At 72.1% G+C, this 14,040-nt stretch carries 8 protein-coding genes; 3 read left to right on the top strand and 5 right to left on the bottom strand.

All coding sequences use genetic code 11. From position 1 onward, the window contains the following. The first annotated feature begins 283 nt into the window (after positions 1-283). Both E1300_RS53275 and E1300_RS00845 read left to right on the top strand, forming a co-directional pair. On the top strand, positions 284-2,653 hold the full coding sequence (locus tag E1300_RS53275; RefSeq protein ID WP_278045332.1) for an MFS transporter: 2,370 nt from the start codon (positions 284-286) through the stop codon (positions 2,651-2,653). Positions 2,654-2,663: 10 nt separating this feature from the next. Beyond that, complete coding sequence (locus E1300_RS00845) at positions 2,664-3,905, top strand: glycosyltransferase (protein WP_131754890.1); 1,242 nt, start codon at positions 2,664-2,666, stop codon at positions 3,903-3,905. Positions 3,906-3,959: 54 nt separating this feature from the next. On the opposite strand, the gene E1300_RS00840 is transcribed toward E1300_RS00845, so the two are convergent. The 4 genes from E1300_RS00840 to E1300_RS00825 form a co-directional block, all read right to left on the bottom strand. Beyond that, the gene (locus E1300_RS00840) at positions 3,960-4,997 is read right to left on the bottom strand and encodes an alpha/beta hydrolase (protein ID WP_131754889.1); all 1,038 of its coding nucleotides are present in this window, start codon (positions 4,995-4,997) and stop codon (positions 3,960-3,962) included. Positions 4,998-4,999: 2 nt separating this feature from the next. Next, positions 5,000-7,945 (bottom strand): MMPL family transporter, encoded by a 2,946-nt coding sequence (locus E1300_RS00835; RefSeq protein WP_131754888.1) that lies wholly within the window; start codon positions 7,943-7,945, stop codon positions 5,000-5,002. A gap of 55 nt (positions 7,946-8,000) precedes the next feature. Next, positions 8,001-9,797, bottom strand: a complete 1,797-nt coding sequence (locus E1300_RS00830; protein ID WP_131754887.1) for a fatty acyl-AMP ligase — start codon at positions 9,795-9,797, stop codon at positions 8,001-8,003. 357 nt (positions 9,798-10,154) lie between these two features. Next, positions 10,155-12,050: a hypothetical protein gene (locus E1300_RS00825; protein WP_131754886.1), complete on the bottom strand. Its 1,896-nt coding sequence runs from the start codon at positions 12,048-12,050 to the stop codon at positions 10,155-10,157. A 353-nt stretch (positions 12,051-12,403) separates the two neighbouring features. Here E1300_RS00825 and E1300_RS00820 point away from each other — a divergent pair, with 353 nt between their 5' ends. Then, positions 12,404-13,147: an IclR family transcriptional regulator gene (locus E1300_RS00820; RefSeq protein WP_207399407.1), complete on the top strand. Its 744-nt coding sequence runs from the start codon at positions 12,404-12,406 to the stop codon at positions 13,145-13,147. Between the two features lie 95 nt (positions 13,148-13,242). Here the strand turns inward: E1300_RS00820 and E1300_RS00815 are convergent, their stop codons facing one another. Then, positions 13,243-13,605 carry a YkvA family protein gene (locus E1300_RS00815; protein ID WP_131754885.1) on the bottom strand — a complete coding sequence of 121 codons (363 nt, stop codon included), beginning with the start codon at positions 13,603-13,605 and terminating at the stop codon, positions 13,243-13,245. Positions 13,606-14,040 lie beyond the last annotated feature (435 nt).

The raw sequence follows: 14,040 nt of genomic DNA, 5'->3' as shown, positions 1-14,040 counted from the left end.
CCACTTTGTCCTACGATGACCGGCTCACGATGCGCATCCAGACCACTTTTCTCCGTGGGTACTTGTCACGGTGATGACAAGACTCAGGAGTAACCAATGTGGCCTGATGGGATAGTTGAGGTTCCCTGCCGGACGGCCGGGGCCGAGTGACCAGAGACCAACCTGCAGTAACAATAGCGACTAGTGCTTTTAGGGGGAAGCGGCGGATTTCCCGGCCGACGGGCCGGGAGCGCACGCCGGACGGACAGTGACCCGGGGCCGATACCGATGGGCGCTGGCGGTGGTGGCCGTCAGCGCATTCATGATCACCATGGACAACACGGTGGTCGCCAACGCCCTGCCCACCATCATGCGCGACCTCGACATGTCCAACTCCGCCAAGGACTGGGTCGCCACGGGCTACATCCTCATGTTCTCCTGCCTGATGGTCGCGGGCGGGCGGCTCACCGACGTCTTCGGCTGCCGCGTCACCTTCACCATCGGCATGATCGTCTTCACCGCCGCGTCCGCCGTCTGCGGACTCGCCCAGGAGTCCGGCGTCCTCATCCTCGCCCGCGTCACCCAGGGCGCCGGCGCCGCCCTCGCCCTCCCCGCAACGCAGGTCATGGTCACCGTCGGGCGCACCGACAAGCAGCGCTCCCTCGGCACCATCGTGTGGGTCGGCGCCGGCGCCGTCGCCACCGCGCTCGGCCCCACCATCGGCGGCTTCATCGTCCAGCAGTGGAGCTGGGGCTGGATCTTCCTGATCAACATCGTGCCCGGCGTGCTCGTCATCCTGCTCGGCCTCGTCGTCCTCACCGGCAAGGGCGAGAACCGCGACGCCAAGGTCGACCTCCCCGGCGTGCTCATCTCGGCCACGATGCTCTTCGCCTTCACCTACGGCCTGGAGGCCGGGAACAAGCACGGCTGGGCCGACCCCTCCGTGATCAGCGTCTTCGCGCTCGCCGCGATCGCCTTCGTGTGCTTCGTCATGGTGGAGAACTGGGCCCCCGACCCGATGATCAACCTGCGGTTCTTCCGCAACCGGGTCTTCGCGGGCGGCCTGCTGTCCCAGATGCTCTACGGCATCGGCTTCAACGGGATGATCTTCTACTCGGCGACCTTCCTCCAGCGCTTCCTCGGCTTCTCCCCGCCCCAGGCGGGCCTGGTCATGCTGCCCCCGTCCATCGCCATCATGGTCATGACGCCGGTCGCGTTCTGGCTGGCCGCCAAGCTCGGCCCCCGGCCCGCCATCGGCGGCGGCCTCGCGCTCATGGCCTTCGGCATGTTCCTGTTCTCCACCATCCAGCAGGGCGACGGCTACGCCCAGCTCATGCCCGGCGTCATGATCGTCGGCGTCGGCGCCGCCATGGGCATGCCCCTCGTGATGTACGTGCTCAAGGCCGTCCCCGAGGAGCAGGCCGGCGTCGCGAGCGGCGTCATCAACGTCATCCGGGAGGCGTCCGGCGCGTTCGGCATCGCCATCCTCGGCCTGCTCATCCACCACGTCCCCGAGCAGGGCGCGAGCGCCGCCGAACTGGAGACCTTCCGCAAGGGGACGGCCTCCGGGCTGATCCTCGGCGCCGTGCTCGTCCTGATCGGCGGCCTGATCAGCGGCCTCACCCTGCCGAGCCGCCGCGGCTGGCTCGGCCCGAAGCACGGCAAACAGGCCCCCCTGCTCGCCGAAAAACAAAAACCCGCCCCGGCGACCTCGGTCCCCGCCATCGACCCCGCCGCCCCTGAGCTCCCCGTGGTCCCCGCCGCCGAGCTCGCCATGACGGCCGTCCACGCCACCCCACGCGACCCGCTGCCCATCGTGTCCGCCGCGGACGGACCGCTCGCGGCACCGGTGGAACCCGTCCCTGACCTGGCCCCCGACCCGGCCCCCGACCTGGATCTCACCCTCGCCAGCGCCGCGCCGCCCAACGAGCCTCTCCCGCTGTCCGTCTCCCAGGAGGACGACGACATGCCCCAGAAGCCCGTCCCGACGCCCACGCCCGGCCCCCACTGGTGGACCGACGGCGAGGAGCCCCCCAAGCCGCCGGACGACACCTACACCTGGCGCGAGGACGAGAACCCGCCCCCCACCCCCACTCCCTGGCCGAGCCCACCAAGCGCCCTCCCGACCAGCAACAACGCCTGGGAAGACTGGCCCGACCCAACAACCCCCCCAGCAACACCACCCACCGCGCAAGCCCGACCCGTGCCCACGCATCCCGCGCAGCCCTCAGACGCGCTCGCCGCCCCTAGGCAAGCGCCGCCACCTACCACGCAACGTCCAACCGCGCCCGCCGAGCCCGCGCATTCCGCGCAGCCCGCGCAGCCCTCGGACGTGCCCGCCGCGCCTGCGCAGCTCACGCCACCTGCTGGCACGCCCGCCGCGCCCATGCATGCGACGCCGCCCGCCGCGCCCGCGCAGCCCGCGCTGCCTTCGGACGTGTCTGCCGCGGCTGCTCAGGCCGCGCCGCCTGTGGGGGCGTCACCTGCCGCGCAGCCTCCGGGGGCGGCGGTTCGTGTGCCCGAGGAGGGGTGGGTCGTGCAGGTCGGGTCTGGTGCGTTGCGGCCGGTGCCGGAGGAGCTGCCGACGCCTCCGGCGGGGTGGTATGCGCCCTATGACCCCGATGAGACGCCGCCCGGCGAGCCGCAGGCCGACCCGCGCAGCGATGCCTGGTGAGGAGGCCGCGATGAGCCGGATAGTGATCTTCGCGGCGGGATCGCGCGGGGACATCCAGCCCTGCGTCGCGCTGGGACGCGAGTTGCGGGAGCGCGGGCACGAGGTGCGGCTGGTGGCGAGCGCGCGGTACGCGCCGATGGTGGTCGCCGCGGGCATGGAACTCGCGCCGCTCACGGCGGATCCGACGGAGATCCTCGAATCGGACGAGGGGCAGGAACTGCTTTCGGGCGGCCGTAATCCCGTCAAATTCCTCCGCGGATTCAAGCGCATCCTCGGGCCGATGGCGGAACGGCTCCTGACCGAGTGCCTGGACGCCTGCAAGGGCGCCGACCTGGTGCTCGGTCCCACGCTCGGATTCCTGCCCCTGCACATCGCCGAGCATTTGGACGTTCCCTGGGCGCTCATTCACTTCCAGCCGAGCCAGCCCACCGGCGCGTTCCCGCATCCGTTCGTGCCGCAGGCGCGACTGCTCGGGCCGTGGGGGAACCGGGCGAGCTTCATGGCGATCGACCAGGTCGCCTGGCAGCTCGCGCGGCCGTTCATCGACCCGTGGCGCCGCACGCGGCTCGGCCTGGACGGGCTGTCCGTGCGCGGTCCGATGCGCGTGGCGCGGGCCCAGGAGCGGCCGGTGCTGGCGTGCTTCAGCCCGGCCGTCGTGCCGCGCCCGAAGGACTGGCCCGCGTACGTGCACCTCACCGGCTACTGGTTCCTGGACGAGCCCGCGTACGAGCCGCCGTCCGAGCTGGCGGGCTTCCTCGACGACGGTCCGCCGCCGGTGTACGTGGGTTTCGGCAGCATGCTGCCCCGCGACCCGGTGATGACCGACCGCGTGGTGCGGACGGCGCTGCGCCTCGCCGGTGTCCGCGGCGTGGTTCAAGGTGATCCGGCGACGTCCGACGACGACGTCCTGGCGGTCAGCGACGTGCCGCACTCGTGGCTGTTCCCGCGGATGGCCGCGGTCGTCCACCACGGCGGTGCCGGGACCACGGCGGCGGGGCTGCGGGCGGGCGCGCCGACGGTCGTGTGCCCGTTCTTCGGCGACCAGCCGTACTGGGCGGAGCGGGTGGCGGCGCTCGGCGCCGGGCCGGATCCGGTGCCGTTCGGCGGGCTCACGGTGCCGCGGCTGGCCGCCGCGATCCGCCGCGCCGCCGGCTCGCCGGAGATCGCGGAGCGGGCCGCCGAGATCGGCCGGCGCATCGAGCGGGAGGACGGCACGGCCCGCGCCGCCGATCTTCTCACCAATCTTCTTTGATCAGTGAAAATGCGAATGCTCCGGCCTGGGAAAGGCCGGAGCATTCGCGTTCTGTCATTTCACGGGTTTGGCGCCGATGGCCTTCATCATGGACGGCCACGCGGTGTGCATCTCACGTTTCCAGTACGGCCAGGAATGGCGTCCGTCACCGTAGATGTGCGCGGTGATCTGGACGTTCTGGCGCTTGGCCTCGGCCGCGAACGCCTGGACGGTCGGGCCGATCGCCCGCTCGCTGAGGTAGCCGACGTCCCAGGGCGCGATGTCCGGCGGGTCGAGCGGCCCCCGCTGCCCCGTGGTGCCGGACGAGACGTAGAGCTTCGTCGAGCGCATCTTGGGCAGCAGCTTGATCGGGTCGTGGGCGTCCCAGTTGGCCTGGTCGACCCACGGCAGGCCCCAGATGTCGGCGGCGCTGTTGCCGTTGCCGCTGTTGGTGTACATCAGCAGGGCGGGGATGCCGGGCGAGCTCATCGACAGGACGCCGCTGAAGCAGGCCGCGTAGCGGAACATGCCCGGGGCGCGCCCGGCGTAGGTGCAGGCGCCCTGGGCGCCGGACGAGATGCCCATCGCGGCGCGGGACCCGCCCGCGTGGAAGTTCCGCTCCGCGAGCTGGCGGACCTCGCGGAGGTGGAAGTCCTCCCACTTGGGCGTGCCGCCCTTACCGCCGTTGTACCAGTTCGTGTAGGAGCCGTTCGCGCCCTCGGGCATCACGACCATGACGCCCCACTTCCGCGCCAGGGTCTGGATGTCGGTGCTGGACTTCCGTGTCCAGGACGTCCAGTTGTCGTTGCCTCCGTGGTAGGCGTAGACGATGGGCCAGCTCTGGTTGGACTTGCTCTTCCAGCCCTTCGGGAGCAGCACGCGGACGTGCTGGGTCGAGCCGAGCGACGGCGACTTCACGAGGAAGTCGAAGGCGGTCTTGCTCTTGTTGAGCCAGGTGTAGCTCGTGATGCGGGCACCGGTGTCCGCCTGCTTGAAGGCGGCCGCGTGGGCCGCCGGCGCGCTCACGGGGAGCACGGCCGCGCCCGCGAGGACCGCGCCCGCCAGGGTGGTCCCCGCCCGCCGGGCGGCGCGGCGGCATGCCTCGATCGGCATACTCAATCTCCAGTTGTTCTCCAGCGCCACCCCGTACCGTCCTGGGTGGGCACGATCTCACGTCTGATGCCAGTGTGACGTGCGGGACGGGGCTGAGGTTGACCGTTCGCCCAAGGAGCCCACGGAACTCCGGGCCGCACCGCCGGTCCGGCGGCGTCCTGAGCGGACCGGAACACCATGGTCGGACGCTCGTCGCCGCCGAACCTCACCTGGCTCGCCATGGTCGGCTGGAGGGCCGGCCTGAAGGCGTCGTTCGCGTCCGCGGGGGGCGGTCCCGCAGGCGTGGGCGTGGGGACGGGTGCCGCGGCGCCCGGCCGTGGACGCGGGGCGCTCGGCGCGACCGGCGGCGCGGGAGGAATCCCGGACGCGGCGGGCGCCCCGTTGGCAGGCGTCGGAGACGGAGCGGCAGGCGTCGGGGACGGAGCGGCAGGCGTCGGGGACGGAGCGGCAGGCATCGGGGACGGAGCGGCGGCCCTCGCTCCGGCGGCTCCTGCTCCGGCAGCCCTCGCCCCGGCAGGTCCCGCTCCCGCGGCTGCCGCTCCGGCGGACGGCCCCGGGGCGGCGTCGGCGGGGTCCGGCTGCTCCCAGCGGAGCGCGTACGGGAAGGGCTGCTCGGCCGGGAGCGGCGGCGGCGCGGCGACGACGGCCGCCGCGGGCACCTCGCTGCGCTCGCGCAGGTCCATGCGGGCGTGCAGGCCGGCGAGCGGTCCGGGCAGCCACCAGTTCGCGTTGCCCATGAACCGCATCGTGGCCGGGACGAGCAGCGAGCGGACGAGCGCGGCGTCCACGACGACGGCGACGAACATGCCGACGCCGATCAGCTTGACGACGGTGATCCCGGCCATGCTGAACGCGGCGATGACGACGAGGAACAGCAGCGCGGCGCTGGTGATGATGCCGCCGGTGTGCTGCATGCCGGACGCGACGGCCTGCCGGTTGTCGTGGGTGCGGTCCCACTCCTCGCGGATGCGGCTGAGCAGGAAGACCTCGTAGTCCATGGACAGGCCGAACACGACCGCCAGGATGAGGATCATGCTGGTGGCCTCGACGCCGCCGGTCGGGGTGAAGTCGAGGATCCCGGCGAGGTGGCCGTACTGGAAGCCCCAGACGATCGCGCCGAACGATGCCCCGATGGACAGGACGTTCATGACGATCGCCTTCAGCGGCAGCACGACGGAGCCGAAGAACATGAACAGCAGGAGGAACGTGGCGAGGCCGACCGCGATCGCCATCTTCGGCAGACTGCGCATGAGGCTGGACATGAGGTCCATCTGCGCGGCGGTGCTGCCGCCGACGTCGATGTGCATCGGGTAGCCGTTCTTGGACAGGCTCATCCCGCGGATCGTCTTGACGAGGTTCTGCGCGCCCTTGTCCATCGGCTCGTACTTGTGGGTGACGGAGATCCGCACGCCCCCGTACTCGCCGGAGTATCCGGTGAACTTCGCCTGCGTCACCCCGGGCAGCGCGTCCAGTTGCTTGCGGAAGTTCTCCAGGTAGGGCGGGATGTTGTCGCCCTGGCGGACGGGCTTCCAGTTGCGCGGGATGAGGTCGCCGGAGACGACCACGTCGATGGGTTCGGCGGATCCGTTGGGGAAGTCCCGCTTGACGGTCTCGACGACGGCGCGGGTGGGGCTGTCCTTGGGGAGGACGCGGGCGTCGATGCTGCCGAACTGGACGTTGAGGAACGGCCCGAACATGACGCCGAGGATGACGATGACGACGGCGAAGTAGGGCAGCGGGTGCTTCATGACGCTGTGGCCGAGGCGGTACCAGAAGCCGCTGTCCGGGTCGCGCCGGGCGCGCTTGGAGTTGGGGCGCCGCCACGGCATCCGTCCGCCCTCGACGCGGTGGCCGAGGATGGCGAGGAGCGTGGGCAGGAGGACGGTGGCGCCGAACACCGCGACCATGACGGTGGCGATCCCGGCGAGGCCGATCGTCCGGAGGAACATCTGCGGGAAGAGCAGGAGGCCGGCGAGTGCCGCCGAGACGGTGACGCCGGAGACCATGATGGTGCGGCCCGCGGTGGCCATGGTGGCGCCGAGGGCGGCCTCGCGCAGCGGTTTCATCGCCTGGCGGTGGGCCTTCTTCGCCGCCTTGCGGGACCGTTTGTCGCGCTCCCGCTTCCATGGTTTGCCCGGCGGCAGACCCTCCCGGGCCATGCCGCGGTCGAGTTCCTCTCGGAACCTGCTGATGATGAACAGCGAGTAGTCGATGGCCAGGCCGACGCCCATCATCGTGACGACCTCCAGGGCGAAGGACGTCACGTCCGCCGCGTAGGTCACGATGTGCAGGACGGCGAGGCCGCCGATCATCGAGAACAGCGCCACGACCATCGGCAGCACGGAGGCGACCAGCGCGCCGAACAGGATCGTCAGCAGGACGAGCAGCGGCAGCGCCGTGATCATCTCGGCGCGGACGATGTCGGCGGTGACCTGCTCGCCGAACTCCTGCCCCAGCGGGATCGCGCCGCCGAAGCGCACGTCCAGGCCGGGGGCCTGGAGCCGCTGCTTGATGTAGTCGTAGTTCTCCAGCTTGGTCGGGTCGTCCTTGCCCTGGAGCTTCACCGCGACGAACGTCTGGTGCCCGTCGCGGGACGCGAACGACTCCGCGTCCTTACCGTCGATCGCCCAGTACGAGATGATCTCGGCGACCCGGTCCTTGGGCAGCCGCGCGACCGTCGTGATGACGGCGGACTCGTAGCGCGGGTCGGCCACGGTCATCGAGTCGCTCTTGTAGACCACGAGGACGTCGGGGTTCGTGCTGCCGAAGTAGGTGGCGCCGAGCTTGGCGACCAGCGTCGACGACGCGTTCGGGTCCTCGAAGCCGCCCGCCTTGAACTTGGCGAACACGCCGACGCCCCACGCGCCCGCGATCCCGGTCAGCACCAGGATCAGGACGAGGCTGGCCCACCGCTGCCGGTGGATGAGACGCCCGGCCCCCGAAAGCATGATCCTCCTGATGTGGTCGCGGCGAGAACCCTACGCGAGGACGCCGCCCAGGGCATTACTTACGGGACGCGAGACGGGCCGCGGTCGTCGGCAGCGCCCCGTCGAGGTACCGCTGCCGGGTGGCCGACCGGGCGATCTTCCCGCTGGAGGTGCGGGACACGCCGCCCGGCTCGATGAGCACGAACTCGTGGACGCTCATCTCGTGCTCGACGTTCACCGCGCCGCGCACCGCCGCCTCCACCTCCTCGACGTCGAGCCGCCCGAGCGGGACGCGCCGGTTGCGCTCGGCGACGACGACGAGCCGCTCGGTCTCCTCGCCCGGCAGCGCGAAAGCGGCGACGTGGTCGGGACGGATCGCCGGGTGCGCCTCCTGCGTGGTGACCTCGATGTCCTGCGGGTAGTGGTTGCGGCCGTCCACGATGATGAGGTCCTTGATGCGGCCGGTGACGTACAGCTCGCCCTCGTGGATCACGCCGTAGTCGCCGGTCCTCATCCACGGCCCGGCGGGCAGGTCGCCCGGTTCGGCGAGCTCGCCGCCGAAGACGTCCTGGCTGCGCTCGGAGTTGCGCCAGTACCCGGCCGCGGTGTTCGGCCCGTGCACCCAGATCTCGCCGACGCGGCCGTCCGGCTGCTCGGCGCGCGCGTCCGGGTCGACGATCGCGACGATCTGCCCGGACGGGCCGCCGCACGACACCAGCGTGCTGGCCCGCTCGGAGCCGGCGTCGCACGGGCGCAGCTCGCCCTGGGTGAGCGCCTCCCGGTCCACCGAGATGATCTTCGGCGGGACGTCCTCCGCGGCGGCGGTGACGAACACGGTCGCCTCGGCGAGCCCGTAGCCGGGGGCCTGCGCGCCGGGCCGCAGCCCCGCGTCCGCGAACGCCTCGGCGAACGTGGACAGCGTGGACGTGCGGATCGGCTCGGCGCCGTTCAGGCAGGTCGTGAGGCCGGACAGGTCGAGCCCGGCGAGCTTCTCGGGGGTGGCCATGGACGCCACGTACTCGTAGGCGAAGTTCGGGCCGGCGGTGTAGACGTTCTTGCCCGGGCGCTCGGCGATGAGCTCCATCCAGCGCATCGGGTTCATGATGAACGACACCGGGTCGGTGTAGATCGCGTGGTCGCCGCGGACCAGCGGCAGCGCCATCGTCGCGATCAGCCCCATGTCGTGGAACAGCGGCAGCCAGCTCACCAGCTCGGGCTCGGGCTTCTCGGGCGCCCATCCGGCCCAGAGCTGCGCCGCGTTCGCCGTCACGTTCCCGTGGGTGATCTCCACGCCGGCCGGGCGGCGCGTCGACCCCGACGTGTACTGGAGGTAGGCCAGGTCGTCGAAACCGATCGGCTCGTCCTGCCAGGTGTCGGCGAGGGCCGGGTCGACCTCCTCGGCGAAGACGATCTCCTTGGGCTGCGGGACGTCGTGGTCGGCGAGGAACTTCTCCACGTGCGGCAGCGCGTTCCGCGACGTCACGATCACCGCGGGCTCGCTGTCGGCGTAGGCGCCGATCAGCCGGTCGGCGTGCCCGGGCAGGTCCGGGGAGAACAGCGGCACCGCGACCACGTGCGCGTACAGCGCGCCGAGCATGGTCATCATGTAGTCGAGGGTCTGCGGGAGCAGCAGCGCGGCCCGCTCGCCGGGGACGGTCGCCTGGCGGAGCCGCGCCGCCATCGCGCGCGCCCGCCGGTGCGTCCCGGCCCAGTCCAGCGTGATCCTGGCGCCGGCCGGGTCGAGCGAGTAGTCGACGAAGGTGAAGGCCGGGGCGTCCGGCTTCTCTTCCGCCCACCTCGCCAACCGCTCGATCAGCGGGGTGCGGCCGGAGCCGCCCGGCAGGAGTTCGGGGAGCAGCGAGCCCAATGCCATTGATCAGTCTCCCGGAGGGAAGGGGCCTGGCGGGGCCGTAGGAGGGTGAGCGCCGTCGGCGGTTTCGACGATGGGGACCGGACGACGGTGTCTGGCGCGGCCCCCGATTACCGGCAATGATCGTGAAGCTACCGGATGGTAGGCAGCGCGCGATATTAGCTCTCGGTCACATTAGCCGACCGGCCCTTTGTCACCCCAGTGACAAGGGCTGGGACACCCATGCGCCTGGAGCGCTCGCACCGTCACAGACAGTGCGGCGATCTTCCGTTCGTGCACGTCACCTCGGTGCCGGCACCCGGAAAGGGACTCGCCGGCCCCCTTTCGTCTCGTGGCCGTGGACGAGTGGAACGCTCCGGCTCAGCCCAGCTCGCGGCCCCGGTCGGCGCCGGCTTCCAGCGCGCGGGCGAAGGCGACCCTGCGCCTCCAGAGGCCGAAGCACGCGGCGGCCCACAGCAGCGCGATCTCCGCGATGAGCGCGATGCCGAGGACGACGGCCCAGTCCGTCCCGTCCCCCTCCTCCACACCGGTGGGCGAGACCAGCGTCATCTGGCTCCTCCCGGCCGCGGCCTGGGGCCGCGCCCGTCCCGGAACCGCGGGCAGGGCCTGCGGCAGCTGCGGGAACGGGGCGGACTGCGGCGGCTGAGGCGCCTGGTCGTAAGGCGCCTGCCCGCTCGGGGCCTGGGCGTAGGGCGCCTGCGCGTTCGGGGGCTGCCCGTAGGGCGCCTGCGGATTCGGCTGAGGCACCGTCAGCGGCGGCACCAGCACCGCGTCCGGGCCCCGCGACGGCGGCTTCGCCGGTTGAAGGGGCGATCCCGGAGCTCCCGGAAGGGCCGGAGCGTGCGCGCTCCTCGGCTTGTGCTTGGGCTTGTGCCCGCCCTTCGACGCGTGCGCGTTCTTGGGCGCGTGCGCGTGCCCGGCCGTGTGCTTCACCCCACCCGAGCCCTGCCCGCGCGGACGTCCCACCGGAACTCCCGGCGTGCCCGGCGTCGAGCTCGGACGCCCGGGCTCGTGCGCGGAGGCCGGCTTCGCGCCGCCGTGCCCGCGCGGCTTGCCGCTCCCCTTCTTGGCCTTGAGCTTGAACTTCACATGGCAGGGCTTGCCGTCCGCGCGGTGGCATCCGGCGGCATGCGGCCGGCCACCGTGCGGCTTGCCGCTGTGAGGTGCGGCGGTATGGGGCTTGCCGGGGCGCGGCTTACCGGCGTGCGGCTTGCCGCCGGCATGGGGCTTACCGCCCGTCGTGGGCTTCCCCCCGGGTACGGGCTTCTTCCCGTGGCAGGGCTTGCCCTTCCGCGGCGTCGCGCCCTTCTTGCCGTGCTTGCCGCCGTGGCAGCCCGGCTTGCCGCCTCCCGCGGGCTTGCCGCCCGCCGTCGGTGCACCGTTCCCCGAGACGCAGGGTGCGCCGTTCCCGCCCTGCGCGGTGGGCGTGCTGCCAGCGCTCGGCGTAGCCCCCGCGGCAGGCGTGGGACTGACACATGGGGTGGGGCTCGGAGCCGGAGCCGGTTGCGCGGACGGTCCGGTCCCGGTGCAGGGCGCGCCGTCCGTCCCGGACGCGGTGCCCGCGGGCGTGCTCCCGGCGGGCGCGGTTCCGGTGCCCTGCGCGCTCCCAGCCGCCGTCCCGCTCGGGCAGGGACTCGCACTCGGTGACGGAGCCGGGGCCGTGCTCGCTATCGGACCGTCCTCGTCGCATGGCTGGCCGCCCGCCGCCGGAGCATTCCCGGCGGGAAGGGTCGGAGCCGGCGCGGCGCCCGGAGTCGGGGCGCTGCCAGAGCACGGTGCCGCGCCCGTCACAGGATGTGCGGGCTGCGCGGGCTGCGCGGGCTGTGCGGTGCCGTTCGACGGCTCGACCGCGGCCTGCGCCGACTGCGCGGGCGCGTTGGCCGCCTCCGCCGCCATGTCGACGCTGAGATTGCCCCTGGACGGGCTGGACGCCACCGGGCCCGGCACCCGCACGGTGGCCGTGCGCTCGGAGACGGCGTCGCTGACGTCACCGAGGAGGCAGCGGAGTTCCTGGGCGGCGACCACGCAGTCCGGAGACTTCCGCGTCCACGACAGCGGTCTCGGGACGGTCAGCCGCAGGACGGTGTTGCGCGCCGTCCCGCCGGCCGCCCGGACGCGCGCCGCGTACGTCGTCTCGTAGTCGGCGCCGGTGGAGGTGGTGCGGGTGGCCGTCAGGTCGGCGATGAGCCGGACGGCCGGCGCGCGCTGCCCTGGATCGAGCCAGGGCACGGCCAGCGCGGACGGGCCGACCAGCATGACCGGTGCGACGGCGAGCGCGCCCCCCGCCGCGATCGCGCCGGCGTACCGCCCGCGCGTCCTCCCGCCTGGACGTGCCGTCCTCCGTGTCGCTCCGCGCCCCGTTCGCACCCGTGCCCCTCTCGCCGTTACCTGTGTCCCTATGGCTGCCTGGGGGGCGGCGCGTGTGACGCCGGGCACAGACAGTTATTGCCACCCCGTGGCCGCGCGTAACCCACCACCCCTCTTTCGCAGAGCGAAATAGGATCTCCGTAGAATCGGACGGTCGCGAAAGCGTGCCCGAGAGCGGGCGCCCGAGGCGAGCGGTGCAGTGGTGCACCGGATCCCGAGACACGTCCTGGAAGGGAGGGCCGGTGGCGGAGGCCGTACGGTCGCTGGAGCGCGCGTTCGAGCTCCTGGAGCATCTGGCGGACGCGGGCGGCGAGATGGCGCTGTCGGAGCTGACGGAGGTCTCCGGGCTGCCGATGCCGACGATCTACCGGTTGATGCGGACGCTCGTGAACCACGGGTACGTGCGGCAGGAGCCGTCCAAGCGCTACGCCCTCGGCCCGCGGCTGATCAGGCTCGGCGAGGGCGCGAGCCGCCTCCTCGGGTCCTGGGCCCGGCCGGTGCTGACGCGGCTCGTGCACGAGGTCGGCGAGACGGCCAACATGGCGGTGCTGGAGGGCGACGAGGCCGTGTACGTCGCGCAGGTGCCGTCCAAGCACTCGATGCGGATGTTCACCGAGGTGGGCCGGCGCGTGCAGCCGCACTGCACGGGCGTGGGCAAGGCGCTGCTGTCGCAGCTGCCCGAGCCGAGGGTCCGCGACATCCTCGCCCGGACGGGCATGGACGCGCACACACCCAACACGTTCACCGACCCGGACGCGCTGCTGGCTGAGCTGGAGCGGATCCGCGTCCAGGGGTACGCGCTGGACGACGAGGAGCAGGAGGTCGGTGTCCGCTGCGTGGCGGTCGCGCTGCGCGGCGCACCCGCGCTGACGGCCCTGTCGGTCTCGGGGCCGTCCGCGCGGATGACGCGCGAGACGGTCGCCGACGTCGTCCCCATCATGCGGAACGCCGCCGAAGGGTTCGCGAAGGAACTGAACCCGTCATAGGGCTCGACGTGAGGCTCACCGCACGGCGCGCCCCTGAACATGAGAAAGGCGAGACCACCATGTAGGTGGTCTCGCCTTTCCTGCGGCGGGCCGGGTCAGTCGACCGGCTCGCCCACGATGACGGTGGGACGGCCTCCGCGCTCCCAAGTGACGAAGTCGCCCGCCGACTTGACGAGGACCGCCGCCAGCCACAGCGCCAAGCCCGTGTCGTCGACGATGCCGATGACGGGGAACACGTCGGGGATGGCGTCGATCGGGGAGATGATGTAGACGAGGCCCAGGGCGAGCAGCCCGAGCGTCCCGTACGACATCCCCTTGTACTGGCCCCGCAGGACTGACTTCATCATCCGCGGGACGGCGCGAAGGCGCTCGAAGAACCCGGGTGCGTCGGGGCTCAGGGTCTCGCTGTAGATCTGCCAGGCCTGCCCGGCGGCGGCCGCGTTGCGCTTCCTGTCCACAGGCACTCCTTTGTGGGACGTTTTGGGCGCGCCCCCGCAACGCCCACGACCTACTACGACGCGGCCCGGCACCGGATTGTTCCCCTCGCGCTGGCGGTGAGGCCCGCGTCACAGCGGGCCTGCCGGACACGCCGAAGGCCCGGTTACCGCAGGTGAGCTCTATCTCACTCCCGTGGGCGGACTGTGGGGTAAAGCCCGCGTTCTCCGGCGCCCGCTGCGAGCATGGGACCCGGGAACCCCTGGGTTCGCAGGAGGAGCGCCGCCTCCCTTGACCGATCTCCAGGCGCGATCGGCATCGCCCGTCGAGCACCCCGGGAGCTGACGTACGACATGAGCGGCGACCACCCGCACGATCCGCGCTCCGCGCCGTCCGCCCAGGCGACGGCCGCCCACGCACCGGCCGACCGAACCCAAGAAGACCCACCGACCATGCAG

Origin of the sequence: Actinomadura fibrosa (assembly GCF_900659615.1) — a bacterium.
In the GTDB taxonomy this organism is placed as follows: domain Bacteria; phylum Actinomycetota; class Actinomycetes; order Streptosporangiales; family Streptosporangiaceae; genus Spirillospora; species Spirillospora fibrosa.
Note: the sequence above shows the minus strand (reverse complement) of the source record. Positions and strands in the feature narration are given on the sequence as shown.